Source organism: Algoriphagus sp. 4150 (assembly GCF_031457395.1).
Taxonomy (GTDB): Bacteria; Bacteroidota; Bacteroidia; order Cytophagales; family Cyclobacteriaceae; genus Algoriphagus.
In genome coordinates this window covers 17,363-41,943 of record NZ_JAVDWS010000007.1, presented here as the reverse complement: position 1 = coordinate 41,943, position 24,581 = coordinate 17,363, and the positions used below count along the sequence as shown (strand labels likewise).

Sequence of the window (24,581 nt, the reverse complement as noted above, 5' to 3'; positions counted from 1 at the left end):
ATGATTATTGTTCTAGAAAATTATTTTCCATTTTTATCACATTCTTCCTGTCCATCTTCCCCGATGACTTCTTTGAAAATATTGAGGTATTTTATGTTATCATTCTGTAACTCGATAATTTCTGGAAGAATAGCTTTGCTTTCTGTAACTCCCGTTTCCATTATGATATGTAATAGTTGGTTAATAGCTTCATTCCTTTGATCTTGTTCCTGAATGAATCTTTTCAATAGTATGAGCCATTCCTGTCCAGATCCTGAATAAATGATATTGCTATTATCGGATACTGTACAGTTACGGATGAAATTGATCGTATTGAATTGAGTTGCCATATTGTTTGGATTTGCGGTTATTTAAGTCTTAAGAGTTTGAGCTACTTGAAGTTCAAGGGCTTTTTGCTGCTCAAGCAGGACTTGGATTTCCCGATACAGTTCTTCTTCATTTTCCCATTGGTTGCAAAATCCCGCGATCAATTTCCGGTTGATTTCCAGAGATTTCAGTAACAAGTCCATCATCCGGGAATCAGATTCAGAAAGGTGGAAATGAATATCTCCGGTGATGTTGAGAGGGGAGTCACAAAGATTGCCTAGCTGAATTACGATTGGATGCATAGATTCTCTGATTTGTTTCAGGTCAATTTCCAGGATATCAGCGGAATAGCCTATTCCTGAAAAGGATGAATTAGAAGGGTATTAGGAATAAAATATGCTGAAGAATGTTCTGCTTGAGGCCTTTGATTTGGCTAAAGCCTAAAACATATTATGATCCATATGGAATGGGCTAAAGCCACATTCCTATTCATGACAGTTGATTTCCAAGCTATGAATTCCCTCCACCTTTAGGTGGGAGATCGATTAACAAGAATTATGATTTACGGGCTTTAGCCGAATCAATCAGTTCTTTCAGACAAAAAGTGTCGGGCAAATTTGAAATATTCTTGGATCATACTATTCAATGGAATACTTTAGTTTATTCCCTTTGGGAAGAAATCCTTATTTTTCCACTGTACTTACAGACTATGAACGAAAAAATCCACCACGGCAGAAATATCAAGCGATTCCGGGAGATGATGGGCGTCAAGCAGGAAGCCCTGGCCCACGAACTCGGCGAAGAATGGTCTCAAAAGAAGATCAGCTTGCTGGAGCAAAAAGAAGAGGTTGAAGAAGAACTTCTCAGGCAAGTCGGTGAGATTCTCCGGATTCCGGTGGAAGCCTTTCAGAATTTTGATGAGGAGCAGGCGATAAATATAATATCAAGTACTTTTCACCATACTCAAGGAATTGTCAATTATAACCCCACTTTCCAGAATAATCCTATCGACAAAATCATCCAACTCCACGAAGATAAAATCGCTCTTTACGAGCGGATGCTAAAGGAAAAGGATGAGATGATGGGGAAATTGGAGAAGTTGTTGAATAGATAAAGTTCTGAAACATATTAATTGAAGCCTTTCTGTCATACAGGAGGGCTTTTTATTTTTTAGAATAAATGGTTGGATTGAAATATGAGCCGTCCCAACGGGACTCTAAAACCAGCATTTTTTTCCAGCCGTTAAAACGGCTGGCTAGGATATGGGTCGTCCTTACAGGATTTTAAAGGAATAATTCTTTGACAAATTATTTCTGGTAAGCAAAAATGCCGTAGGCATGACCGATTAGCTAGCCAGCCAATTTATTGGCTGGATTTGAGTGTATGATGTGTTTCAAAAATGCCGTAGGCATGACCGATATGGATTTCTAATCAGGAAAAAGTTCGACACCCTTCGGGGTCGTGGGAAATCATTCGTATCTCCTATGTCCACGGATTTCACCCGCGGTTCCGCCACGGCGGACGCAGTATTGAGAAGTTTGGCCCCGTTTGGGGTCGGAAAAATGACCTATAAGTATCACTAAGTCAAGAAAGACGGTGAAGCCATCGAACCTTTGGATAACCCTAGGTGAAACCTAGGGATAAGAATTGGCGGTATCACAGTTCAACAATTCATCAGCGAAGGTGGTGCCTATCATTAACTGGAGAAGTTCAGAATGAGTATTCAATGGTTTTGGGCATGCTGAGCGTGGCTTAGCTTGCAACTACGCCTTCCTATCCAGTTCAATTTAATTGATACCAATTCATCGGTGAGGTTGCATCCCCTGATCAAACTGGCAGGATCGCATGGGTGTGGCTAGAATTTATAGCTTAAATACATAAGTTTTTCAGCAGATCCTAATTAACCTTTTGAAATTCCACACCGTCAAAGTCAAGCTGGATTTCAACTTCTTTATTAGGATTTAAAATTTTAAAGGAGAACCTATACACATCCTTATTCACGGTCACTGTCTCTTGCTTTTTTAGATTTTTCAAAGAGATACGATGCTCTTGTTTATTGTATTCAAAATAGTTGAAATACGCATCAGGAGCCGAATTATCATAGATTGTACATTGAAGTAAGGGAGACATTGCCTCGAAAGCAGGGTATTCAAAATTCAGTTCATCATCTTTGATCTCAAGCACAAAAAATGAGAGTAATGCAGGCATTTGATCTGATGGATTCATGGATATCAATAGATATAACTCATTGTTTGTAGCCGGCAGTTTATGGATTTCGTAGAAATCTGATTCTGTTCCTTTATAAGATTGGTATTTATAGTCAGACCCCGGATCCCTATGTTCCTTTTTGGTGAATAACTTACTGGATTTGAGGTTTCCATCACTTGCTCTCCATTGGATCATCGGATAATATTCCTCTGCATAGATACGCTCTTCATTTAAGCCGGTAGCGTCAGGAAAATACACCTCTTTGAAGTAATTTTTGTGCACTAAAACAATAATAATCAGTTCTCTGCTCTTATCGTCAAATTCGGAGTTGAGAACGCGAATATGATCTGCATACTCAGGCTCAATCAAGGACAAAACTTCATGCGCCGGAAGATCTTTCAATTTGAACTCCAAAGAATCGTAGATCTGATTGGCGATTTCTTGCTGTTTCGGCATAAATCGCTCTTTTTTCAATTGCTCAAAAAGCACATTAATTCCTGATTGGGAAAAGCTACTATTAAAAATCAACAGATGAATAATTAGAAGTAAGGTTTTTTTATAAGTCATTTGTTGAAGAGCTAGTAGTTTAGTGATAAATTCTAAACTTTAGTTTTGAGTTAAAGGTTCCCGAACTGTCCGTAAATTAGGCGTTGCTTTAAGAGTAGTCCGCACAGTGTTCGGGAGTAATTACGCTTTTCTATCCAATCCAATTTCAATTGGCAAATGAGGAATAGATGCTATTTTAAGTTGAAATGAATAGTTAGATTAAGTTGCATCATACACCAGCATTGCGGATAATCATGAAAACAAATCCTATGAAAAATCTTTGCTACGCTTTATTCTTTTGCCTACTCCTACCTTTAGTAGCTCAGGCGCAGCAACCTCGGTCTCGAGAAATCCGAAAAAATGTTCCATTGGATTCTAAACGCTCAACCCTACCTTTCTATCTATTCAATTTGCAAGTGGTAGTCTGGATCAAAGCAATTAAAAACTGAAAGGAATATTTGGGTAAAGTTGCAAACTCACCCAGTCTAAACGACAAACCCTTTACTAAGCCAAGGCGCTTTTTATTCTCGAAAGACAAGCGGCGATCTCCTCTCTACTCCTAAAAACTGAAGAATAATGGCGCATTCCTGCCCTGTGTTGAGATAATTGAAAGGAAGAACAATGCTTTTCATTCTTCTTTTCTCGGTTAGTCGTACCCACTCTACCTATGAAGTACCCCCTTTATGGTAAAATGTTCGACCCTATCGCGGTCTTACGGCATACGGGTTTTATGCATTTATTTTCCACGGGTTGCACCCCCGGTTCCGCCACGGCGGACGCAGTATTCAGAAGTTTGACCCCGTTCAGGGTCGGAAATAATATTCCTGTTATCGTCAATCTGACCACGAAGTGGTCGAACTTTTCAATAACCCTAGGTGAAACCTAGGGAATAATGCAAACGGGGACGGAGACGACAACCCCGAATGGGGTTGAACCTATAGCAAATATTTCTCATCAAATTCAATTTCATGTTCCATCAACAATGCCCTGTATTCATCTAGAAACGGTATTTTTTTATGATGTTCCTCTTGGTTTTTGAGATAATTTATCAATCGATCCTTTGACTTAATGGATTCGGAAAAAGCGCCATAACCATCTTGCCAACCTTTGAATCTTGGAAAAATCCCTTCTCGTCTTATGAAATCATCACTTGCCAATTTGATGTCTTTCACCAATGATGAAATAGCAATCGTAGGATGTACATGCGTCAATATGTGAATATGATCTTCCACGCCATTGATTCTGTATAGATGGCAATTTTTATTGGTCAGCAGGTGGTGGATAAATCCGAACATCCTCTTTTTCTCATCCCGGACGATTGTTGGTTCGCGGTGTTTGGTGGAGTAGACAATGTGGTAAATCAATTGTGTGTGAGTTCCCATAAAAATCAGGTTTTGGTGGAAAAATGAATTGAATGAATTTCGGAATTTTGCATGATTTTGACAAATGGTCTTAGGAAGAGTTCGACACCCTTCGGGGTCGTTGGGTCGTTGGCATGGCACCTTGTCCACGGGTTTCACCCGCGGTTATTCAGAAGTTTGACCCCTTATCAGGGGTCTGGAAAAATTGCCTATAAGTATCAAATGAGTGAAAAACGACGGTGAAGCCGTCGAACCTCTCAATAACCCTAGGTGAAACCTAGGGAAATGGCGGCCAAGATGGTAGGGGACAACCCCGAAGTGGGTTGAACTGGCAGGGAAATGGGATTACGAATTCCAAAAAAACAGAAAGATGTGGACACAATCTACACCCAGTGTCAACGGAACCTCAAAATTTGAAAGACAAAAGATTACGCCGAGGTGGGTCTATGGATTCCGGTAAATTATAAGGAATAGCTTTAACCATTTAGGAAAAGGACTATAAAAATTCCGGAAATAGTTCGACACCCTGCGGGGTCGGGGAATCATTCGTATGTTCTATTCTCCACGGGTTTCACCCGCGGTTATTCAGAAGTTTGACCCCTTATCAGGGGTCTGGAATCTGGCATTTTGGATAGTATGAAATCCTGACCACGTAGTGGTCGAACCTCTCAATAACCCTAGGTGAAACCTAGGGAAATGGCGGCCAAGATGGTAGTGGACAACCCCGAAGGGTGTTGAACTTGGAAGGAATGGAATTATAAATTCCAGAAAATATTAGGGTGTAATAACAAACTCCACCCAGCCTGAACCGCAAACTCTCCTGCTAAACCCAGACACTTTTTATCCTCTAAAGACAAGTGGCGGTCTCCACTCCCTTTACTTTTTTAGAGTCTTCTACATCGAAAAATGACAGTAACAGGCTTTTTTTCAACCACTTTTCCTATTCATCCCAATTTCCCGTATTTTGAGTTCGATACTCTTTTAACAAACCAAACCCATGAATGACCGTCGCAACTTTATCAAATCCACCGGAATCATCGCAGGAGGACTTTGGATAGCTCCATCTCTACTCCAAGCAAAGCAAGGCATCGCTGCAAGTGACCGGATCCGGGTAGCACTTATAGGATGCAACAGTATGGGATTTGGGATTCTTCGTCATCACATCGCACTGCCGGAAGTGGACTGCGTAGCCCTTTGTGATATAGACCAAAATGTGCTCGATCGGAGAATCGCGGAAGTGGAGACAGCCACAGGTAAAAAACCGGAGCGCTACACTGACTTTAGACTCTTACTGGAACGTAGCGATGTGGATGCGGTAATTATCGGCACTCCCGATCATTGGCATTGCCTCATCGCTGTGGCCGCCTGCCAAGCCGGAAAGGATGTCTATGTAGAAAAACCCATGGCAAACACCATCGGCGAGTGTGAGCTGATGGTCAATGCTAAGAATCAGTACAATCGAATCATGCAAGTGGGTCAGCAGCAGCGGTCAGGACAAGCTTTTATCGAAGCCCGGGATTTGGTAAAAAGCGGCTATATCGGCAAAATCAGAAAGGTGAATATCTGGTCAAACTTCAATTATGGACTTGGCAATCTGATCCAACCTACGACTGCTATACCCGAGGGAGTAGATTATGATTTTTGGCTTGGACCTGCACCTTCCAGAAACTTTAACCCAAATCGCTTTCACGGAAGTTGGCGGCATTTTTGGGATTATGGAGGGGGCTTGATGTCCGACTGGGGTGTCCACCTGTTGGATATGGCGATCTGGGTGGAAGAAAATCCGACAGTACCTTCCAGAGTACTTACTTACGCCGCCAATGTCAACAAAGAGAATCGGGATCGGGACACCTTCGATACCATGAATGTTCTCTATCCTAAAAAGGACTTCCTTATTAATTACGACATGAATGGCGGACTCCAAACGGGGCCTTACGACAAACCTTACGGAATTGGGTATGTTGGAGAAAAAGGCACGCTGGTAGTGAATCGTGGTGGCTATGACATCTATCCGGAATGGGATCCGGAAGCAAAAGCCCCAAAAATAGAAGCAAAAAAACTAGAAGGAATGACTGAAAGCCACAACCTACATGTGGCAAATTTTGTCGAATGCATTAAAACCCGAAATCAGCCCATCTGTCCTCCTGAGGCTGGACGGATCGCTGCCTTGCACGCCCATATTCCGAATATCGCCGCAAGAATTGGAGCTGAGGAGTTGATTTGGGATGAAGCCAAAAGAGAATTTACCGGAAATGCAGCTGCCAATGAATTAATTTGGCCAAACTATAGAGCACCTTGGACTTTACCGAAAATAACTTCTTAACTAACTATGAGCAAAATAATCTTTGACAGTGGAATATCGCTTGATGGCTTTTTTGCAGGCGAACACAGAAGCCCAAGCAACCCTATGGGCGGCGTCTCACCGAAAATTCACCAATGGATGTTTAAACAGAAAGCATTCTGGAAACACATCAAAATGGAAGGCGGTGAAGAATCCGGTGCAGACAGTGAACTGATCGATGCAGTTTTTGCCAGAACCGGCGCTTACATTATGGGAAAACGGATGTTTGAGGAGGGCGAAGCCGTCTGGGCAGAGGACCTATACGAAGCGGATGTCTATGTGCTGACACATGAAAAACGGGAACCTTGGGTTCAGAAGGGGACCACTACTTTTTATTTTATCAATGATGGAATAGAAAGTGCATTGGAAAAAGCAAGACAATCCGCCAAAGGTAAGGATATCAGGATTCAAGGCGGCGCAGACACCATTCAGCAGTTCCTGAATGCAGGATTTGTGGATGAGTTTTTCATCCATATAGCCCCTGTTTTTTTAGGAGCCGGTATCAGATTATTTGAGGGCATAAATCCCGGGATCTATGATATTCAAATCGCAGAAGTTATTCCCTCAGGCTTGACCACGCACTTGAGATACACACTGAAGAAGAAATAGAGCTATCCCTGAGCGTAGGCTTTTGCATTGAGACTGCTCCCGCCTCGGTCGGTGTCTCATAGACCGAAAAACAACGGCAACTATGAGCAAGACCCTCACTAAGCGTAAACTTAGACATTCAGGCCTCAGGGTGGAACGGCAAGCTTTATCCAACCTAAGTTTCCCTACCTTTTTGTCCTTAGGGCTAATTTTCCGTTAAGCCACTTATTCCCTGCTTCGGTCTCTGCTCCACAGACCGAAAAACAACAGTAACTATGAGCAATTGAAACCTCTAGATGTAACTGCAAGCATCATCCAACCCAAGTTTCCCCACCCTTTTGACTTCCGGGTATAATCTGCCGGCAAGTCGTTTATTTTTTTTGAAAATTAATTATTACTCCTCACTCCCATTTTTCTGGCAAAAGCTAAGATCCATCCTAAAAATAATCATTCTGCCTAAAATCAGTTATTTAATTTTTTTAGTTAAGTATAAAAATTAACAACTATTATTAAGCTAAAATTAAGAATTAACGAAACCATTGATCTAATTTTTTACGTAAACCACACCTAACAACCGACCGTTTTAAAGAAGATTGAAAAATTGGCGTGATTTTGGTTTTAGTATGCATGCATCCTTTTCATGGAAAACAGCATCTACCTAATTAGGATGTCCTACTAAAACAACAACCCAAAAGAAATACCTAACCAACTATTGAACCACTAAATCCACTAGATATGAAAACTCCCCGAGTACCGCGATGGATGAGAAATTTGATGATGGGAATCATCGCTTTGATCTTGATTAATCCAAATGAAGCTGAGGCAAAAAATCCTGCCGGCGTTTCTTTTCAAGTGTTCTACGATGAATTAATGCCCTACGGCGACTGGGTCAAAGATGGCCGATATGGCTATGTTTGGTTACCGGCAGTTTATGAGGATTTCCATCCTTATGGGACGAATGGGCATTGGGTCATGACCAGATATGGAAATACCTGGGTGTCTGATTACGATTGGGGATGGGCAACTTTCCACTATGGAAGATGGTATTTTGACGATAATTACAGAAGCTGGGCTTGGATTCCTGATTACAATTGGGGTCCTGCGTGGGTAGACTGGAGAACAGGCGGGGGATATTATGGCTGGGCTCCTATGGGACCGGGCTTCACGCTGAACGTAAGAATGACTATACCAACATCTTATTGGGTATTTGTACCACAGAACAGATTTATCCACCACAATGTGTACAGCTATTCTGTTCCTAGAGCCAATCGTGTCAAAATTTACAATAGAACCACTATCATCAACAATACGGTGGTATACAACAACAACCACTACTATGCGGGACCAGCCCGAAGAGACATTGAGCGGGTAACCAAAAGATCCTACCCTGAGCGTAGAATTGAAAACAGCAAAGCTCCAGGTAGAACAGTGGCTTCGAGAAACTCAGTAAGTGCCTATAGACCTGACCTACAGAGCGCCAGAGGAACTTCCACTGATGCAAGGCCATCCAGAGTGCTTACTTCCGGACAAGCCAGAACACAACCTGCTGCTGCTCCTTCCAGAACAAATGGCAGAACAGAAGCTGCATCGGGAAGGACAGTAACTACTCCTGCAAGAACTTCCGGTTCTACAGAAAGAGCAACTGCCCCTAGTAGTAGATCTGAAAATCCAGGAGTAAAGTCAACCGCTCCTTCTTCTAACCGAGGTAGTGTTGAGACTAGGCCAAGTTCGGGTACACAAACCAGAACTGCCAGCCCAACCCGTCAAAGTCAAGCAAGCCCTACTAATTCCCGAAGCAATGAAGTAAAATCTTCGAGCCCTGCAGTAAGGCCTCAAAGCACCGCACAACCTCAGCAGAGATCTACCCCAGCCCGTACGCAAACAGCCCCGGCGCAGCGTTCGACTCCAGCTAGAACTCAAGCTTCAAGTCCTGCTACCAGAAGCACACCTGCTAAAACTACTCAAACTAGAGAAGCAACTCCTGCTCCAAGCAGATCTACCCAGGAGGTAAAAAGTGCACCTACAAGGTCATCTACACCGGCTCCGGCCTCTAGATCTTCATCCGGTAGTTCATCTTCAAGAGGGACTTCCTCTACCAGAGGAAATAATTAGTCTTAAGCAGAACCATTAAAAGCATAGCCCGGGGGCTATGCTTTTTTTATGAACAAATGCCGGCTAACCGTGTTCGAATGACAGCCCTGTCAAGCATAGAGACTTTAAATGAACTGACAGTGGACAATATAAAATCAACAGGGGAAGTCAATTGGACTTCCCCTGTTGATTTTATTCAATAGCCGAAAACACCATCTGTCGAAACTTCCAAGCAGACTCATCCCCGGTACCGCCCTGCGTTTGCTTCATGATAATCCCGATCGTATTAGTCACCGGATCGGCAAAGTATTGGGTATTGAAATACCCTCCCCAATCAAATGTCCCCAAGCTGCCAATTCCGCCTTGCGCAACACCTTTTTCATCAACAATCCCGAACGCCAATCCATAATCCTTACCCCCATCACCCAACAAGTCTCCCACTTGGTTACTCATAATTGTTTGCACGGTAATCGGACTCAAAAATCTTGTGCCGTTGTACGCTCCTCCATTTAAGTACATCTGAAGAAATTTGGCATAATCTTCTGTAGTCGAAGAAAGTCCCGCTCCTCCGGAGAAAAAAGTTCTAGCGCCTGATTTTGGATAATCAGGATCATAAAATGTAACGGGGAAAGGTTCCCACGCCCCATTTACTTTGTGGTGGATCGTAACCAGTTTTTCACCTTGCTTATCAGTCAGATAAAATCCCGTATTGCTCATACCCATGGGATCAAAAATTCTTTTTTGGAGAAATTGGTCAAATGGCATTCCCGACACAACTTCTACAAAATATCCTAAAACGTCCAGACCTTCACTGTAAGTGAATTTCGTCCCAGGCTCGTGATGTAGGGGCAACTTTGCAAGCTTCTTGATATTATCGCTTATGGTAACTTCCTCTGTGGTGAATAGATCCACTATACCTGCTTTCTGATAAATCATTTTCATCTGCTCATTACTATCGATCATCCCGTATCCCAGTCCGGAAGTATGGGTTAGCAAATGCCTGACAGTAATCTCCCGTGGTGAAGGTTTGGTAGAGTAAGAGGAATCTCCATAGCGGAACCCTGCCAAAATCTGTGGATCTGCGAACTCGGGGATGTACTTGGAAATAGGATCGTCCAATCTGAACTTCCCTTCTTCCCAAAGCATCATCACAGCCGTGGAAGTAATTGCTTTAGATTGGGATGCGATTCTGAAAACCCGGTCTTTGCCCATTCTTGTACCTGATCGGACATCCGCCAGTCCTTTTGCTTCATGATAGACTATCTTTCCGTCTTTTACGATCAACGCGACCAATCCGGGAACTTGATTGGAACGGACAGTCTCATCCAGCATCTGATCAATCCTATCGAGTCGCTCCGCAGACACTCCGGCTAGCGGCTGCTTCCCCTGCGGAGCAATACTTGTAGATGGACTCTGAGCTAGGATATCCCCGCTAAATAAAATCTGGCAAACAACGTAGCATAATATGCCGAAGTACTTTTTCATAGGTTATGGAATTGGAGTAAAAAAAGAAAAATAGAAAATCTCATTGAAATAATTATCATGCTGCTGATATGTAAAAAAAACAGGCCGATGAAAAATCATCAGCCTGCTTACTTTATTTAAAACTATAAAATCAATCAGTCAACCTCGAAGTAGTATTCCGTTCCATCTTGGAACATCCCCAGCACTACAATAGACTCACCCTGGGAAGCGCCCAATACCTCCAACAGATTGTCTACTCCGGATATTTTCACCCTTCCTGATTCCGTAATAATAGAAGTAATGATGAAACCTGATTTTGCACCTGATTTCCTCCATTTTTCACCGGTAACAGATGAAATCAATGCTCCTCCCGAGAGGTTCAGCTGACCCTTTACCTGTGCGGGAACTTCTTCAAAATTCACACCTTCAAATTCAAACGTTTTTGGAACAACTTTTTCGACGATATCAGTGGTACCCGAGAAATTCCTCAGTGTAGCATTGGTTTTGAATGTTTTTCCATCCCGGATATACTCCAGCTCTACCTTATCTCCTGGCCGCTTTCTAGCCACCATTTCCTGCAGGTTGGCCACATTGTTTGTTCTTCGGCCATCCACACTTATGATAATATCTCCTTCTTTAAGACCGGCTTCTTTTCCACCGCTATTTTCATTTACACCACCGATATAGACACCTTGCTCCACAGGCAAGTCTATACCCAGCCTATCCGCAAGCTCTGGATTTACATTTACGATACTCACACCAAGCAAGGCTCTCTGCACAGTTCCATGTTTCAACAGGTCATCCATCACCTTTTTTACCAATGTGCTTGGAACTGCGAATGAGTACCCTGCAAATGTCCCCGTCTGAGAAGCTATAGCAGTATTGATTCCGATCAACTCTCCAGCCAGATTCACCAAAGCCCCTCCGGAATTACCGGGGTTTACCACTGCGTCAGTCTGAAGAAATGATTCCACGGACAGGTTGTCCTCCACGCTACGCAGAATCCCAATATTTCTTGCTTTGGCGGAAATAATCCCGGCAGTGACGGTAGAATTTAAGTCGAACGGATTTCCCACAGCCAATACCCACTCCCCAACCTTAGTGTCATCAGAGTCACCGAATCTCACAAAAGGCAAGCCTTGTGCATCCACCTTCAGCAAAGCCAAGTCAGTGGTCGGATCAGTCCCAACCACTTTGGCAATGTATCTTTTATTGTTCTCCAAAGAGATCTCAACTTCAGTAGCCTTGTCCACTACATGGTTATTAGTCACTATGTAGCCATCTGAAGATATAATCACTCCAGAGCCTGAACTGATAGGCATAGCCCTTTGGGGCTGTCCCCCTCCGCCTTGTGGAGGGATCCCAAAAAATTCCTGAAGTGGATCACGCTGAATTCTACTGCTACCGGTCATTCCTACTTTGCTTTTCACGTGGACTACCGCCGGGGTGACCACCTCTGCGGATGCGACAAAATTGATCCCGTCGGGAATAGTGAAATTTTCACCGGAAAGTAAATTGACAAAACTGGCCTGCTGCTTCTCATCGAAGCTGGTTGCATTTTGAGGTTGTGTAAGAAAGCTGACGCCAGCCAAGGCGACAATGCCTCCTATTAAAGAGGCAATAATCATTCCCAGAAAGAATTGTTTGTTGCTCATATTTGTAGATTTATTTTTAAGTATTTAAACAGAGTGACTAGCATATTTGATCCAAATATTACACCTGAAAAACCGACTAAACCATGAAATTAACATGATTTAACCGCTTTTTAGAAGGCTTAAAATACACAAAAGAAAGTTACCATTCGCACAGCAGCATTTCCGACATAAACAAGATGTAAGCATGCATGTTTTCCGCATATTGCTATGCAATACAAACAAAGTCCATTTATCCGTGTAAGACATTTTCTTCTGTAGGATGAACTATTTTAAGCCACGTAACCCAGAATCCCATAGCTGTTCATTTCAATCGATTTTCTCTATATTATACGCAAATATGTTTTTATGAGACGCTTTTTAACATTATTCCCGGTTATTCTCTTTCTCTCATCCTTTTCGCTAGCCCAAGAGAATAGCCGCCAATCCAACAATATTCCTTCTAACCCGCTTACAGGAACTATTGACACCCTTTTTAATTATTCGGACACCGTAAATATCCCCGCTAAAAACAACAAATCCACCGGCACCATACTCACCCAGGTCATAAATAAAGTCCAGCGCTACGTTTTCGATCTTAATGGTTTAAACCTGGAACTCTCCGAACAATTGGATACGGTGGAAATGTCTGAAAAGCTGCCAAAAATCCATCTTTTGGCTAGAAGGATCAAAGATAGAACAGAAGCGGACTCACAATATCTCAATCATCGCTACTTGATAGGCATGGAGAATCTGGTATCCACTGTAGGGAATTTAAATAAAACCTACCAAAAAAGAATCCAAGATAGAATCGATATGCTTTCCGGATTGGGAAATAAATTAGATGCAATTAAGTCCGACTCTCTTTTTGCCATGACTCTTCGGGACACTACGCTGATTCCCGCGATCAACAGTGAGCTCAACATGCTGAAAAAATCTTTACGAACAGTTGACAGTATCTATTTGCAACAGGAGATTATTACTGCGAAATTTCAAGCCAGAGTTTCTGAAAATACCTTGGTGTTTCTGACTTTGAACCAATACCTAGACCAGAATAAGAAGAGACTTGACCGGCAGTATTGGACCAAGGAGATCAATTATCCCTGGGAGCCAATTAATTATGCCAAAACAACCAATCTTCCTTCTGTAGCCAGGGAGTCAGTGGAACTCAATACCACGTTGATGAAATCGTATGTGGAGCGGATGTGGTACATTTTCTTGATATGCAGTATTATACTGATTCTGGTGTATCTGAAAATCAGATCTACAATCCGCGAGATAGACAACCAAAAGGAGTTTGCCTCCCTTATTCTTGACCGTGTCAAGTATTTCAAAAAACAGACATTTTCTTCCACGCTACTGATTTTACTCCCTATATTTTTAATTGTTTTCAGTAAACCGCCATTAATTTTTATTTCAATTCTTTCATTTTCGATGGTACTGGCATCAAGCCTACTCGTAAAAGAGCAGTTTGGAAAATACTTCAGTAAAATCTGGTTTGCCTTCCTTATTCCTTACTTATTACTGGCACTTAGTAGTTTGAACTGGAAAGTAGTATATCAAGAACGATGGTATATACTTCTGTCCTCACTATTATTTCTAGGAATGGGGATTTTGCTGTTAAGGCATGCTATTAAAAGCAAAAACAAGTACCATACGTTGATAAAGTACCTCGCCTTATTTCTTATTGTGATGGAAGGGTTTGCATTCTTCAGCAATGTCATGGGCAGGTTTAATCTTTCAAAAACCTACTCAGTCACGGGAGCTATCCTATTCTATCGGGGTATAGGATTATTTCTTTTTGTCAATGTTTTTCTGGAAGCCATCTATCTGTTCATAGAACACAGTAAGAAAGAGAGCGACGTGTTTACCTCCTATTTTGATTTTCAGGATTTGCAGAAGCGCATGAAAGGCTTTCTATACGCATTTGCCACTACGATATGGCTATATGGTGTAATATGGCATCTTGGATATTTCGATGAAGTCTATAGTTGGTTTTCAGAATTTCTGCGTCAGGACCGTACATTGGGAGACACCGTATTCCAATTCGGAAGTATTCTTCTTTTTATTATTATCCTCTATGTCTCTACATTTCTGGCAAACAACATTGCCTACTTCGCTTCTGTCAAAGATCAGAAAAATGCATCCTCCAGAAAGCAGCGGCTGGGAAGCTCCATCCTACTAATTCGTCTTGCAGTATTGATTATGGGTTTTTTTATCGGTATGACTGCCGCCAAAATCCCCCTTGACAAAATAGCTATCGTGCTGGGTGCCTTATCGGTGGGTATTGGTTTTGGTTTACAGACAATTATAAACAATCTGGTATCCGGGATAATTCTTGCCTTCGAACGCCCTATACAGATCGGAGATGAAATCCAAGTAGGACCAAATGCAGGCACAGTCAAAGATGTAGGAATCAGGGCGAGTAAAATCCAGGCCTACGATGGCTCCGAAATTGTAATCCCCAACGGTGATTTGCTATCCCAGAGCTTGATCAACTGGACTCTTTCTGACAAAAAGCGAAGAGTAGAACTGATTATTGGGGTAGGATACGGATCTGATATGAAGCTGGTAAAATCAGTTTTAGAAGAGGTAGTGAGAAGAGATCGAATCATGAAGGCCCCCTCTCCACGTGTCTATATGCAGACTTTCAACGATAGTTCTGTGGACTTTCGCGTACTGTTTTGGGTAGAAAGCATGGATATTTGGGTAGATGTAAGGGCCGAAGTAATGAATGCTATTTTTGAAAAATTCGCAGAAAACAGCATTGAAATTCCCTTTCCGAAAAGGGATCTTTATCTAAAGAGTGTCCCATCTAATTGGCAGGAAAAAATCTCACGACCCGGAGAAGATATAAGTCCCATAATCCCTGATACTAAATCCGAGCCTAATTCTACTGATGAGAATAAAAAATCCTCTGAGGACTAGGCTTCAGAGGATTGATTCTCGCTAACAAAAAAGATCTTTATTAAGCTCTTTTGACATTGACAGCATTTGGTCCTTTTTTGCCATCCTTGATGTCATAAGTTACTTTGTCATTCTGTGCGACTTGATCAACCAAACCGGTTGCGTGTACGAATACTTCGCTTTGAGACTCATCGTCAACGATAAATCCGAACCCTTTGGCTTCATTGTAAAATTTTACTGTTCCGGTAAACATAATAAATTGTGATAAATTGGAATTGAAAGAGAGCTAAAAGTAAATATTCGATTAAAAAAAACAAAATAATCATTCTTATTTTCAGAAAATGAAGAAAATAATTCTGGTCAGACACGGAAAATCAGCGTGGAACAACCCTACTCTGAGCGATCACGACAGACCTTTGGCTGTGCGGGGCTGGAATGATGTGCCTGAAATGGGTTTTCGATTAAAAGAAAAAGGCATTTCTCCCGACCTGATTTTGAGTTCCACTGCTACCAGAGCTTCTCAAACAGCCGAAATACTCGCAGAAGTATTGGCTGTCCCTAAGTCGAAATTGGCGTACGACAAAAATCTTTATCATGCATCTTACGCTATGATTTTGAAATGCATTCAAAAGCAGGATGATTCTCATGAATTGATCTTTGTAGTAGGCCACAATCCCGGAATGAATGATTTCATTGAGTATTTCGGAGGGAGCTTGGACAATCTACCTACTTCAGGACACTATGGATTGCTTGTGGATACCGATCACTGGATCCGGCTACGCCCTGAAAATGCAAAGTTTTGGTTTGTTGATTACCCGAAGAAAGGGTGAGAAAATGGACAGGATGGAAAGCGAGTGAAAATTATCGGTCTCAGTTTTCAGTCTCAGTCTCAGTTGCTGAGGCCTCGAATAATATCACACGAACGGAAGTAATTACGACTCAAAACTGTGTCTTCTGTGAAAAACTCTGTGCCCACTGTGGTTAAATCGCAGTCCCAGTAGCTACATCGGCAATTCAAAGCTCCTGACATCCTGGATCACTTCCTCAAACTCACTTTCGTTTTCCAGCATATACTTGATTTTTGCCGCCACTGACTCCGGTGTAGAGAGTTCACCATTTTCTTTGTAGCTTTTGAACCGATCGATTTGTGGAAAATCTGATCCATCAGCCTGCCTGATTTCACCCTGCATCAGTGTATCCACTATTCCCGGGGCAACACTAAAAAATCGAATATTATTATTTTCTTTAGCCGCAATCTGGGTAAACATTGCCAGCGCGGCTTTGGTGCTACAATACCCTGCCCAGCCTTCTACCGGCTTGGAAGCAGCTCCGGAGCTGATATTGCAAATAATCCTCCTTGCCGTCGAGTTCCTGAAAGCCGACACAAAAGCGTTAGTCAGATACATGGGAGCAAGCAAATTGACATTGACCTGGGTTCTCAAACTATCGAATTGAAGCTTGCCTACGGGCTTGATCTCTCCTATCAATCCCGCATTATTGATCAGTATAATTTCCCTGTAATCTCCCGAAGGGAACAGCTTCGGGAGTTCAGTCTCCAATAAATCAATCTCACCAAAATCAATGCTGATTTCGGTGAGATTGGGATTGCCCAGTCCAAGTTTGGTCCTAGAAATGCCAATGATTTCAAACCCGCCATGTTGCAGATAAGCATCTAAAACAGCTCTACCAAGACCCTTGCTGTGGCCTGTAAGTATAAGAAGTGATTTCTGCGACATGTGGGTTCGATTTATAGAATGTACTGGGACAGGTCTCTGTTTTGGACAAGAGAATCCAACCGTTCTTGTACCATTTCCTTGGTTACCATGATTTTGGAATTCGCAGTGATGGTATCAGGCACATCAAACAGGAAGTCATTGAGCAAATGACTCATCACCGTATGAAGTCTTCTTGCTCCGATATTCTCAACTTCCTGATTGATCAGGAATGCCAACCGGGCGATCTCCTCGATGGACTCATCATTGAATTCAAGATACACTTCCTCTGACTCAAACAGTGCTTGATATTGCTTGGTGAGTGCATTTTTTGGTTCCCGTAAGATTCTTGAAAAATCCTCCTGTGTCAAGCTTTGCAACTCTACCCGGATAGGAAATCTCCCTTGTAGCTCAGGAATCAAATCTGAAGGCTTCGCCACATGGAATGCACCGGCTGCAATAAATAACACGTGGTCAGTATTGATTACACCGTATTTGGTATTGACCGCCGATCCCTCGACAATCGGAAGCAAATCCCGCTGTACGCCTTCCCGGCTCACATCAGGACCACCGCCATTTTTACCGGATCTGGATGCAATCTTATCTATCTCATCTATGAAAATAATCCCGTTATTTTCGGCAAGTTGGATCGCTTCCTCCTTCACCTCTTCGAAGTCAACCAACTTGGACATTTCCTCTTCCAAAAGAATCTTTCTAGCTTCGGAAATGCTCACTTTTCGCTTTTTGGTTTTCTTAGGCATCATATTGGAAATCATATCCTGAAGACCTGCCATACTGGCATCGTCCATCATACCGTTTCCAATCATTCCCACGCCCACCGGCGAACCGGCTTTTACACTGATCTCAATTTTTCGATCATCCAATTCCCCATCCCTAAGCTTCTCTCTGAATCGCTCACGTGTTCTTTCATTCAATTCCGCATCATTGCTTGGCTCAGCACTCTGGTCGGTATCTATAGGAATAGTACGGGTAAAACCGGCACTTTTTACCGGTGGAATCAAAACATCCAATATAATTTCTTCCACTGCTTCGGTAGCTTTCGCTTTCACCGACTCGTTTTTCTGCTCTCTTACCAGTGCTACCGACTGCTCTACCAGATCACGTACCATGCTTTCCACATCACGCCCTACATAGCCAACTTCTGTAAATTTGGAAGCTTCCACCTTAGTGAATGGCGCATTGGCTATTTTCGCCAATCTTCTGGCAATCTCAGTCTTACCCACACCGGTAGATCCGATCATGAGAATATTGTTCGGTACGATATCCTTTTGAATATCTGTTTTCACCATCAGACGGCGAATTCTGTTTCTCAGCGCAATAGCAACGTTCCTCTTCGCGTCATTTTGCCCGATTATATATTTGTCCAACTCAGCGACGATTTGTCTCGGAGTAAGTGAAAGTATTTTTTCCATGATGTTAGGTTAAAATCTGCCCAGACCGTTGTGGTTACTTACGGTCCGGGTTTTAATTAGGTATGTTATTTAAAAGAAAACGTCTCCCGGAAGAAAACACATATATTCCTAGTTGTTGTCTTTTCCATTTTCGGACTGCAGGTTGAACTGCAGCGGGTTATCCACTTTAGTCTTGAGTAAGGCAATCTCCAGCACCTCTTCCACTTTATTTACAAAATGAAACTCCACTCCTTTCACATATTGCTCATCGATTTCCTCAATATCCCGCTTGTTTTTGCTACAAAGGATGATTTCTTTGATTCCTGCTCTTTTTGCCGCCAGGATTTTTTCCTTTATCCCGCCCACAGGCATCACTTTGCCTATCAAACTTATCTCTCCGGTCATGGCCACTTTTGCTTTTACCTTACGCTGTGTGAACACTGAAGCCATCGCAGTAAGCATGGTGATGCCGGCTGAAGGTCCGTCTTTGGGAACAGCACCCGCAGGAACATGTATATGAAGATCATATTGATCAAATACTCTATGATCGATCCCCAACCTATCAGCTTTGGATTTCAGGTAAGACAAAGCTGTCATCGCCGATTCCTTCATCACATCGCCCAACTGCCCCGAAAGCGTGAGCTTGCCTTTCCCTCTGCTCAGACTGGTTTCTATAAACAAAATCTCACCTCCTACACTTGTCCATGCCAAGCCCGTAACTACACCGGCGATGCTATTATCGGTGTATGACTCCTTGTCGAATATTTCAGAACCCAGTATTTTCCTGACAGCAGCAGCAGTGATTTTGGGACTGTACTCCTCTTCCATGGCAATGGATTTGGCAATATTTCTCACCACTTTCCCTATCGCTCTTTCCAAACTTCTCACGCCGGACTCTCTGGTATAATCCTCGATTAGTTTCACCAAAGCTGCCCTGTCAAAGGTGATTTGCTTGGATTTCAATCCATGCTCTTTTCTCTGCTTAGGTACCAGGTGACGCTTGGCTATCTCCACCTTTTCTTCCTGTGTATATCCTGTGACCTCTATGATTTCCATTCTGTCACGCAATGCAGGCTGTATCGTATCCAGGGAATTGGCGGTGGCAATGAAAAGCACTTTGCTCAAGTCATATTCCACTTCCAGGTAATTATCCAAAAAAGCATTGTTTTGCTCCGGATCCAGCACTTCCAAAAATGCAGAAGAAGGATCTCCCCGGAAATCAGAGGAAAGCTTATCTATCTCATCCAGTACATAAACCGGGTTGGAGATTTTCACCTTTTTCATGTTCTGAATGATCTTCCCGGGCATTGCTCCCACGTAAGTTTTGCGGTGACCACGGATCTCCGCCTCATCATGCATGCCTCCAAGGGACATTCTGATGTATTTTCTTCCCAGTGCAGCCGCAATGGATTTCCCCAGAGAAGTCTTACCCACACCAGGAGGGCCATACAGGCAAAGTATCGGACCTTTTAGGTCATTTTTCAATTTCAATACCGCCAAGTATTCTATGATTCTTTCCTTGACTTTCTCCAACCCAAAGTGATCTCCATCCAAGACTTTCTTGGCGTGATTCAGATCAAAGTTATCCTGGGTGAACTCATTCCATGGCAATTCCACCATGGTTTCAGCATAATTGAGCGCAATGGGATATTCAGCCGCAGAAGGGTTGATTCTAAGGATTTTATCGAGTTCTTTCTCAAAGTGTTTTTTCACTTCTGTCGGCCAATTTTTCAATGCTCCCCGAACTCTTAAATCTTCCACTTCTTTCTCAGGTCCTTCGTCACCAAGCTCAGTCTGCAAGACTTTCATCTGCTGGCGCAGGAAGTAATCCCGTTGCTGCTGGTCGATATCGGTATGCACTTTCTTCTGAATCTCAGATTTCAGCTCCAGCATCTGGATATCCTTCATCATAAATTCAAGCAAGAGTGTCGCCCGCTCTACGCCATCATTTATTTCCAGCAAGCGTTGTTTTGCTTCCACGGGAGCATTGATATTGGAGGAGAGGAAATGGGTAAGGAAAGGCGTATTGTCGATATTATCCAGCGCAACCTGGGCTTCGCGGGGAATCTCCGGGTTCAGATGAAGGATACGCGTAGCGGATTCTTTCAGAGACTCTTCAAGTGCCTGGATTTTCTTGGAGCTTTTGGGAAAATTCTCTTCCAAATACTCTGCCTTCGCTATGAAATATGGATCATCAGTAATCTGCTCACTGATCCTGAAACGCTTCTTGCCCTGAATAATAATAGTAGTATTCCCATCAGGAAGCACGATCATTTTGATAATCTTGGCGACTGTGCCATACTGATAGATATCCTCCCATCCCGGGTCATCTATGTTAGGATTGATCTGGGCACACACTCCGATCATTTTATTTCCCCTTTGTGCTTTCTTCACCAGACGGATGGATCGTTGTCTTCCGACTGTGATAGGAATTACTACTCCGGGAAACAGTACTGTATTTCTCACTGAAAGGATAGGAATCTCTTCATCCAAGATTTCCTTTCCTTGTGCATCATCCTCCTCGTCGGTAATCAGCTGGATCAGATCTCCCTCACCGGCAAATTCACCGACCATTAAGTTTTGAAACACAGAATTTTCGAATTGGCTCATATAGACAGAATGACAGCCAGGCTGTCTGTTTTATGCTAAAATAAAAGAAGAACCCTCAAAATACGAAGGTTCTTCCTAAAAGGTCAAGGTGCATGCCAAAGGGGGAAGTGGTCAGAATGGCAGTTATCAATTTCTAAAATATGCGGAATCTAATCGGTCCAGGCCCCAATCATGGTAAGAAGCTGTGTATTGCATACCTTTTCATAAAAACAAATAAGGAGGTTGACCATAATGGTAATCCCATCTATGGTGCTGCTTGGGCAGATTTCCATCCTTAATGACACAAAAAACTCCCAGCAAACCTCCGTTTCTACTCTGTTTTCAAAATTGCGGCGGGGTTTGCCTTCACTATTTTCCAAATCTGAGAACTGACGGTTGTGCCTATTACCATAAGCAAAATCACCAATCCCAACCCGATTGGAAACAGTCCCACTCCCGAATGAAAAGCAAAGAAGCTATTCATAAAGGCAGATATCAATACAACAGAAATCCCGGCACCCAGTACAGAAGCTATTCCCCAGATAATCAGATAGCGCCTGGCAAGCTTCATGGATAAATTCCCGGGACTGGCCCCAAATACCTTCCTTACACAGTAATCCTTGATATGGGAATTCATATTCAAGGACACCAGCCCAAACAGTCCCAAAGCGGCGAGGATAACCGCCAGTATGGCTGAGAACAGGATAATATTACTTACTCCCTGTACATCTGCAGCCTCACGGTCAAACACATCCGTCTGCAACTTCCCTTCAAAAAGTCCTCTTGGGACGGTTTTGTGCCAGATCTTCTTAACCGATGTCATAGTAGATCCTGCCGTTCCCGGCGTCATTTTCAGTGTAAGGTAGTTAAACGTAGTATCCCGTGATGCCCGGATCACCATAGGTTCAATTGTTTTTTGGAAGAAAACAGTATGAAAATCCTCCACCACTCCCACTACCTCAAAACCGGTGCTGTCAAGCATTATTTTTTCAGTTAAAGGGAATTCCAAACCCAACCGATTTAGGAAAGCTTGGTTTACAAGAACTGATTCCTGCGTATCTGAAATCAGCTCAGGATTAAACAACCTGCCTTTTTTTAGTTTCAAACCCATCACATCCGAATAATTAACCTCAGCATCCAGAAGGTTGATTTCATGCTTTTCTTCACGAAAGACCAGCTCTTCCTCCCTTATCCAATCCCCAATATAATCTTGGCTTCCGCTGATTTGGTCTACTGAAGCAAGCGCTGACAGCTTGTTTTTGAGCGGAAGATAATCTTCAGGATTAGGCACATTTACAATGATCTTATCCGCACTGTCATATCCCCAATCCCGATTGGCATTGATGTAATTAGTCTGAACAAAAGCAACTCCTGCTACAATACCGATGATCGCGAGCGTAAACTGAAAGGTCAATAAAACACCGGTAAAAACACTTTTGCTTCCGATCTTCTGATTGCCTTTGAGAATATTGATTGGCTTGAAAGAAGACACATAAATAGCCGGATACAATCCGGAAACCACTGTAATACCCAGCAGCATTGCTCCCAAAAAAATCCAGACAAACCGGTCTCGAAGCAAATCAATTTTGAGGTTTTTAGAAGCGATATCATTGAATCCCGGAAGGAAGATAAAGCCGGCGAAAAGACACCCCAGCAAAATAGCGAAAAAACAGACCATCAGGTTTTCACTCAGAAACTGAAATACAAGCTGGCTCCTTCTACTGCCGATTACCTTACGCACCCCGATTTCTTTCAGCCTTCTCGAAGCCATCAATACGGATATATTGATGTAGTTGAACACCGCTAAAATAAGGATAAACGCAGCGATGGCAGCCAATAAGATCTGAGGAGCGATAACCAAGGAGCTCACTACTCCGCGTTTGATCCGCTCTGAATTTCGGACTAGATCAGTAAAAGCCTCCAGCTGAATACTTTGGTAAGGTTTGTCCGGATTGATAGCTTTTTGGACACTGGTCATACCGGCAAATCCCGATTCCAACTGCGAAATATCCGCTCCGTTCTGTAAGTGGACAAACATCCATAACTCAGAATTCCATGCATCTTTTAGCGGTATATCAGCAGCGTACTTTGGATGGCTGTTTATATTCACCATAAGGTCAAAATTGAACATATCCATATCATTCAAATCAGCCAGTACTCCTCCTACCTTATAAGGTTTTTCTTGACCATTGACCACCAAGGCAAGTTCCTGCCCTATGGGATGTGTATCTCCAAAAAGTTTTCGCGAAAGCTCATGTGTCAAAATAACCTGATTTGGCTCGAGCAATGCACCGGAATATCCATAATCCATCCGATAAACAAACATCTCCATAAATGCAGGATCTACATAAAGAGAACGCTGAGAATAGCTCTCATTATTTTGAATCAAAATGGAAAAATCCACCGAAACTCGGGCAACATTCTGAACCTGATCCAATCTATCGGGAATCAATTCGGCAATTGGCTCAGCAATAGTTCCATAAGTCACCAATCCATCTTCTCCTTCCGCTGTATAAGTGAGCTGATAGATATCATTCTTGTTTGGCTGATGCATACCTTTGAACCAAACCTGAGCAATAAACAGATAGGCCACCATACAACACCCTACTGCACAAGCCAACCCAAAAACAGATATAAATGTGGTTCCTTTTTGATTCAGGAGGTTCCTCCAGCCGATTTTAAAATAGTTCTTTAACATAGCCCCTTGGTTAAATGACCGATAAGAAGGTTTGGTACGTCTGATATTGCCCCATCTGAAAAAACTGAGCACATGGATAAAAAATCGGAATCTGGCATAGCTTACTCCCCGCTCGGCTAAGTTCAGGTAGAAAAGCTCATAGGCATCTCCCTGTATCTGCTCCAACCGATTTGGGTTGCAGTAGAATTCCAAAAAGCGATCCGGCCATTTGGGAGGATAATGCTTGAATTTAGTATCCATGGGAAAAATCCAAAGCCAATGGCGGAAGTTGGTCGAAAAGTTTATTTCTCAGATTCTTGACTTCTTCTATCGCCAATCTGCCGGTGGCCGATAGCGTAAATAAGCGCTTTCTTCTTCCTCCCCTTTCTTCAGTGGCACCTCCCATATGGGATTTCAAAAAACCCTTTTCCTCAAGTCTGTTCAATACGGTATGAATCGCCGAGATATTGACCTTTCTACCCGTTTGATTTTTGATCTCTTCCAATACGGCGACACCGTATGCCTCTTGATCTAATATCCCGACGGTCAATAGAATCAACTCTTCCAATTCACCTAAATGATAACCTTTCATAAATCCACTCTATTATATTTACAAATATAAATGTAATAACTTACTTTCATATTTGTAAAACAAATGAAGAGCAAAATTTCAAGGCTATTTTCTTTGAGCCTGACTGGCAACAGAAGTTCCTCTATAGAAGACCTAATCCGGATCATGCCGACAGTA

The 24,581-nt window shown here is 42.7% G+C and carries 18 protein-coding genes; 6 read left to right on the top strand and 12 right to left on the bottom strand.

Annotated features, from left to right (window positions below; translation table 11 throughout):
- Positions 1 to 20: 20 nt before the first annotated feature.
- Complete coding sequence (locus tag J2X69_RS11295; RefSeq protein ID WP_310103207.1) at positions 21 to 329, bottom strand: hypothetical protein; 309 nt, start codon at positions 327 to 329, stop codon at positions 21 to 23.
- A 21-nt stretch (positions 330 to 350) separates the two neighbouring features.
- Positions 351 to 608: a hypothetical protein gene (locus tag J2X69_RS11290; RefSeq protein WP_310103202.1), complete on the bottom strand. Its 258-nt coding sequence runs from the start codon at positions 606 to 608 to the stop codon at positions 351 to 353.
- Between the two features lie 407 nt (positions 609 to 1,015).
- On the opposite strand from J2X69_RS11290, the gene J2X69_RS11285 reads away from it, so the two are divergent.
- Positions 1,016 to 1,420 carry an XRE family transcriptional regulator gene (locus J2X69_RS11285; RefSeq protein WP_310103199.1) on the top strand — a complete coding sequence of 135 codons (405 nt, stop codon included), beginning with the start codon at positions 1,016 to 1,018 and terminating at the stop codon, positions 1,418 to 1,420.
- Between the two features lie 782 nt (positions 1,421 to 2,202).
- Here the strand turns inward: J2X69_RS11285 and J2X69_RS11280 are convergent.
- A complete protein-coding gene (locus J2X69_RS11280; RefSeq protein WP_310103196.1) occupies positions 2,203 to 3,081 on the bottom strand; it encodes a hypothetical protein in 879 nt (292 codons plus the stop codon).
- Positions 3,082 to 3,995: 914 nt separating this feature from the next.
- Positions 3,996 to 4,442 carry an IS200/IS605 family transposase gene (gene tnpA / locus J2X69_RS11275; RefSeq protein ID WP_310103193.1) on the bottom strand — a complete coding sequence of 149 codons (447 nt, stop codon included), beginning with the start codon at positions 4,440 to 4,442 and terminating at the stop codon, positions 3,996 to 3,998.
- Positions 4,443 to 5,418: 976 nt separating this feature from the next.
- On the opposite strand from tnpA, the gene J2X69_RS11270 reads away from it, so the two are divergent.
- The 3 genes from J2X69_RS11270 to J2X69_RS11260 all read left to right on the top strand — a co-directional run bounded on the left by J2X69_RS11270 (position 5,419) and on the right by J2X69_RS11260 (position 9,462).
- Positions 5,419 to 6,744 (top strand): Gfo/Idh/MocA family oxidoreductase, encoded by a 1,326-nt coding sequence (locus J2X69_RS11270; RefSeq protein WP_310103189.1) that lies wholly within the window; start codon positions 5,419 to 5,421, stop codon positions 6,742 to 6,744.
- Positions 6,745 to 6,750: 6 nt separating this feature from the next.
- Positions 6,751 to 7,371: a dihydrofolate reductase family protein gene (locus J2X69_RS11265; RefSeq protein WP_310103185.1), complete on the top strand. Its 621-nt coding sequence runs from the start codon at positions 6,751 to 6,753 to the stop codon at positions 7,369 to 7,371.
- A gap of 714 nt (positions 7,372 to 8,085) precedes the next feature.
- On the top strand, positions 8,086 to 9,462 hold the full coding sequence (locus tag J2X69_RS11260) for a DUF6600 domain-containing protein (protein ID WP_310103182.1): 1,377 nt from the start codon (positions 8,086 to 8,088) through the stop codon (positions 9,460 to 9,462).
- 171 nt (positions 9,463 to 9,633) lie between these two features.
- Here J2X69_RS11260 and J2X69_RS11255 read toward each other — a convergent pair whose 3' ends face one another.
- Together J2X69_RS11255 and J2X69_RS11250 are read right to left on the bottom strand one after the other, a co-directional pair.
- The gene (locus J2X69_RS11255; RefSeq protein ID WP_310103176.1) at positions 9,634 to 10,926 is read right to left on the bottom strand and encodes a serine hydrolase domain-containing protein; all 1,293 of its coding nucleotides are present in this window, start codon (positions 10,924 to 10,926) and stop codon (positions 9,634 to 9,636) included.
- A gap of 134 nt (positions 10,927 to 11,060) precedes the next feature.
- Positions 11,061 to 12,560, bottom strand: a complete 1,500-nt coding sequence (locus J2X69_RS11250) for a trypsin-like peptidase domain-containing protein (RefSeq protein ID WP_310103172.1) — start codon at positions 12,558 to 12,560, stop codon at positions 11,061 to 11,063.
- A 345-nt stretch (positions 12,561 to 12,905) separates the two neighbouring features.
- On the opposite strand from J2X69_RS11250, the gene J2X69_RS11245 reads away from it, so the two are divergent.
- A complete protein-coding gene (locus tag J2X69_RS11245) occupies positions 12,906 to 15,464 on the top strand; it encodes a mechanosensitive ion channel domain-containing protein (RefSeq protein ID WP_310103170.1) in 2,559 nt (852 codons plus the stop codon).
- A gap of 40 nt (positions 15,465 to 15,504) precedes the next feature.
- Here the strand turns inward: J2X69_RS11245 and J2X69_RS11240 are convergent, their stop codons facing one another.
- Positions 15,505 to 15,696, bottom strand: a complete 192-nt coding sequence (locus tag J2X69_RS11240) for a cold-shock protein (protein ID WP_057935595.1) — start codon at positions 15,694 to 15,696, stop codon at positions 15,505 to 15,507.
- Positions 15,697 to 15,784: 88 nt separating this feature from the next.
- Here J2X69_RS11240 and J2X69_RS11235 point away from each other — a divergent pair, with 88 nt between their 5' ends.
- Positions 15,785 to 16,273, top strand: a complete 489-nt coding sequence (locus J2X69_RS11235) for a histidine phosphatase family protein (protein WP_310103159.1) — start codon at positions 15,785 to 15,787, stop codon at positions 16,271 to 16,273.
- Positions 16,274 to 16,444: 171 nt separating this feature from the next.
- Here the strand turns inward: J2X69_RS11235 and J2X69_RS11230 are convergent, their stop codons facing one another.
- The 5 genes from J2X69_RS11230 to J2X69_RS11210 all read right to left on the bottom strand — a co-directional run bounded on the left by J2X69_RS11230 (position 16,445) and on the right by J2X69_RS11210 (position 24,425).
- Positions 16,445 to 17,179, bottom strand: coding sequence for an SDR family NAD(P)-dependent oxidoreductase (locus tag J2X69_RS11230; protein ID WP_310103157.1), 735 nt, complete (start codon positions 17,177 to 17,179; stop codon positions 16,445 to 16,447).
- Between the two features lie 11 nt (positions 17,180 to 17,190).
- A complete protein-coding gene (gene hslU / locus J2X69_RS11225) occupies positions 17,191 to 18,588 on the bottom strand; it encodes an ATP-dependent protease ATPase subunit HslU (protein ID WP_310103154.1) in 1,398 nt (465 codons plus the stop codon).
- Between the two features lie 108 nt (positions 18,589 to 18,696).
- A complete protein-coding gene (gene lon, locus J2X69_RS11220; RefSeq protein ID WP_310103152.1) occupies positions 18,697 to 21,177 on the bottom strand; it encodes an endopeptidase La in 2,481 nt (826 codons plus the stop codon).
- 310 nt (positions 21,178 to 21,487) lie between these two features.
- On the bottom strand, positions 21,488 to 24,094 hold the full coding sequence (locus tag J2X69_RS11215; protein ID WP_310103149.1) for an FtsX-like permease family protein: 2,607 nt from the start codon (positions 24,092 to 24,094) through the stop codon (positions 21,488 to 21,490).
- Positions 24,084 to 24,425: a PadR family transcriptional regulator gene (locus J2X69_RS11210; protein WP_310103146.1), complete on the bottom strand. Its 342-nt coding sequence runs from the start codon at positions 24,423 to 24,425 to the stop codon at positions 24,084 to 24,086. The genes J2X69_RS11215 and J2X69_RS11210 overlap by 11 nt, the downstream gene beginning before the upstream one ends.
- Between the last annotated feature and the right edge of the window lie 156 nt (positions 24,426 to 24,581).

Excerpts from the sequence above, each read along its gene's own strand:
- J2X69_RS11215 (WP_310103149.1), bottom strand. The coding sequence starts at position 24,094 with ATGGATACTAAATTCAAGCATTATCCTCCCAAATGGCCGGATCGCTTT.
- J2X69_RS11270 (WP_310103189.1), top strand. The coding sequence starts at position 5,419 with ATGAATGACCGTCGCAACTTTATCAAATCCACCGGAATCATCGCAGGA.
- J2X69_RS11210 (WP_310103146.1), bottom strand. The coding sequence starts at position 24,425 with ATGAAAGGTTATCATTTAGGTGAATTGGAAGAGTTGATTCTATTGACC.
- J2X69_RS11245 (WP_310103170.1), top strand. The coding sequence starts at position 12,906 with ATGAGACGCTTTTTAACATTATTCCCGGTTATTCTCTTTCTCTCATCC.
- J2X69_RS11235 (WP_310103159.1), top strand. The coding sequence starts at position 15,785 with ATGAAGAAAATAATTCTGGTCAGACACGGAAAATCAGCGTGGAACAAC.
- J2X69_RS11265 (WP_310103185.1), top strand. The coding sequence starts at position 6,751 with ATGAGCAAAATAATCTTTGACAGTGGAATATCGCTTGATGGCTTTTTT.
- J2X69_RS11285 (WP_310103199.1), top strand. The coding sequence starts at position 1,016 with ATGAACGAAAAAATCCACCACGGCAGAAATATCAAGCGATTCCGGGAG.
- J2X69_RS11250 (WP_310103172.1), bottom strand. The coding sequence starts at position 12,560 with ATGAGCAACAAACAATTCTTTCTGGGAATGATTATTGCCTCTTTAATA.
- J2X69_RS11290 (WP_310103202.1), bottom strand. The coding sequence starts at position 608 with ATGCATCCAATCGTAATTCAGCTAGGCAATCTTTGTGACTCCCCTCTC.
- hslU (WP_310103154.1), bottom strand. The coding sequence starts at position 18,588 with ATGGAAAAAATACTTTCACTTACTCCGAGACAAATCGTCGCTGAGTTG.
- tnpA (WP_310103193.1), bottom strand. The coding sequence starts at position 4,442 with ATGGGAACTCACACACAATTGATTTACCACATTGTCTACTCCACCAAA.
- J2X69_RS11295 (WP_310103207.1), bottom strand. The coding sequence starts at position 329 with ATGGCAACTCAATTCAATACGATCAATTTCATCCGTAACTGTACAGTA.
- lon (WP_310103152.1), bottom strand. The coding sequence starts at position 21,177 with ATGAGCCAATTCGAAAATTCTGTGTTTCAAAACTTAATGGTCGGTGAA.
- J2X69_RS11260 (WP_310103182.1), top strand. The coding sequence starts at position 8,086 with ATGAAAACTCCCCGAGTACCGCGATGGATGAGAAATTTGATGATGGGA.
- J2X69_RS11280 (WP_310103196.1), bottom strand. The coding sequence starts at position 3,081 with ATGACTTATAAAAAAACCTTACTTCTAATTATTCATCTGTTGATTTTT.
- J2X69_RS11230 (WP_310103157.1), bottom strand. The coding sequence starts at position 17,179 with ATGTCGCAGAAATCACTTCTTATACTTACAGGCCACAGCAAGGGTCTT.
- J2X69_RS11240 (WP_057935595.1), bottom strand. The coding sequence starts at position 15,696 with ATGTTTACCGGAACAGTAAAATTTTACAATGAAGCCAAAGGGTTCGGA.
- J2X69_RS11255 (WP_310103176.1), bottom strand. The coding sequence starts at position 10,926 with ATGAAAAAGTACTTCGGCATATTATGCTACGTTGTTTGCCAGATTTTA.